At 61.2% G+C, this 1561-nt stretch carries 2 protein-coding genes; both read right to left on the minus strand.

Annotated features, from left to right (window positions below; genetic code table 11):
• Window positions 1-929 (minus strand): GspE/PulE family protein (locus tag ABX749_RS32440; RefSeq protein ID WP_372899682.1); only part of this gene is annotated, 929 nt, incomplete at its 3' end.
• A gap of 67 nt (window positions 930-996) precedes the next feature.
• Window positions 997-1561, minus strand: a 565-nt coding sequence (locus tag ABX749_RS32445) for a hypothetical protein (RefSeq protein WP_372899683.1), incomplete at its 5' end; no start/stop codon positions are given.

The following is a 1561-nucleotide window of genomic DNA, read 5'->3' on the forward strand; positions in this document are numbered from 1 at the left end:
TCCAACACACGCATCACGATCTTTTCGCCGAACACGGTGGGGCAGGTGTTGACCCGCATGTCCACGCGGTGCTCGCCGGTTCGCAGGGCGATCGCGCCGTCCTGCGGCAGCCGTCGTTCCGCGATGTCCATTTTGCTGAGCACTTTCAGCCGGCTGATGACCGAGTTGAGCAGCGGCATCGGTGGCGGTTGAACCTCGGACAAGACGCCATCGACGCGCAACCTGACACGACAATCCTCTTCGTAGGGTTCGATGTGAATGTCGCTGGCGCCGGTGGTCAGGGCCTGTTCGAAGATGCTGTTGACGTAGCGAATGATGCGTCCGTCTCGTCCCGGCGGTGGCGATTGATCCAGGTGAATCACCTCGGTCGCTTCGGCGGCTTCCTCTTGGTCCAGGTCTTCGGCGTCGTCGACTTCCTGGAAACTGGTCGAGGTGGAAACGGGGATCGACGTGTTCCACCCGCCCTCTTCGTAGAGCATGGTCAGCAACCGTTCGATCACCGAAAGCGGTGCGAACATCGGCCGCATTTGACGTCCGGTCAGCAGTTTGATTTCGTCGGCCAGCAACAACGAATCGGGCGAGAAAACGGCGACTTCCAGCACGCCGCCGTCATCGCTCAGCGGCGCGATCAAGTGGTCGCGGCAGAGCCGGTTGGGCAGCACGGAAGCGACCGACGTGTCGATCGGCGGCGGCGCGTCGGCCGGTGGGTCAAACAGCGGCACCAAGTAGTGGTCCGCGTAGGACTTTGCGATTTGGGATTCCGTGGCGACACCGCAACGAATGATCGACTCTTCGATCGTGACGTCATCCTTACCGACCGATTGCCAGAGTTCCTCGAGTTTTTCCGGATCGAGGTTGTCGATCGAATCAAGCAGCCGAATGATCAGCGGGTGATTCTGTGCCGTCAGAGCGGAGGTAGCGTTGGTCATGGTTTGATGTCACGTGCGGTAGACGTCTTCCGCCTCGATCGAGAGTGAGGCGTCATTCAATGCGGTGTTAAAGGTTGGCTTGGAAAATATTCCCGCGCGGATCGGGCTGATTCTCTGGACGATCCGACGCGTTCGGTGTGGGGCGGGGTGTGTCTTGAGCGTCTTCGTCTTCATCTTCTTCGTCGTCTTCGTTCGGGGCCCGCGACGTCGCACTTGCTTTTGCGGCCGTGGGGGTTGCGGGTCGGACGGACGGGTCGGCGGATCGTTTGGGACGCTCTTCTCGTTTGATTCGGATCGTCAAGGGGCCAGCGACGACGGTGACGTGGTCGGATGCGATCTCGCGGATCGTGGCGGAGACGTCGTCGAGCCCGAGGACTGGGACTTGGTCACCGAGTTTGCAAACGCTGCCGTTAAGGATCGCCCATCGGTGATGGTCCGTTTGGGCGATGCCTCCGAGCCGTAAGCCGCTCCGCAGGTCTTCCTCGGTGGGTCCGAGGTCTTCGGGAGTTGCATCCGATGTTTCGCCCTCGGACGCGTCGTCTGTGGGGCGCTGGACCAGCACGGCTGCGAAGGGATCATTGCTGATCACCGCAGGCAGCGGTGGCGTTTCCAGATCGGCGACTTTCCAGCGA

This window comes from Stieleria sp., assembly GCF_041595215.1.
GTDB lineage: Bacteria > Planctomycetota > Planctomycetia > Pirellulales > Pirellulaceae > Stieleria > Stieleria magnilauensis.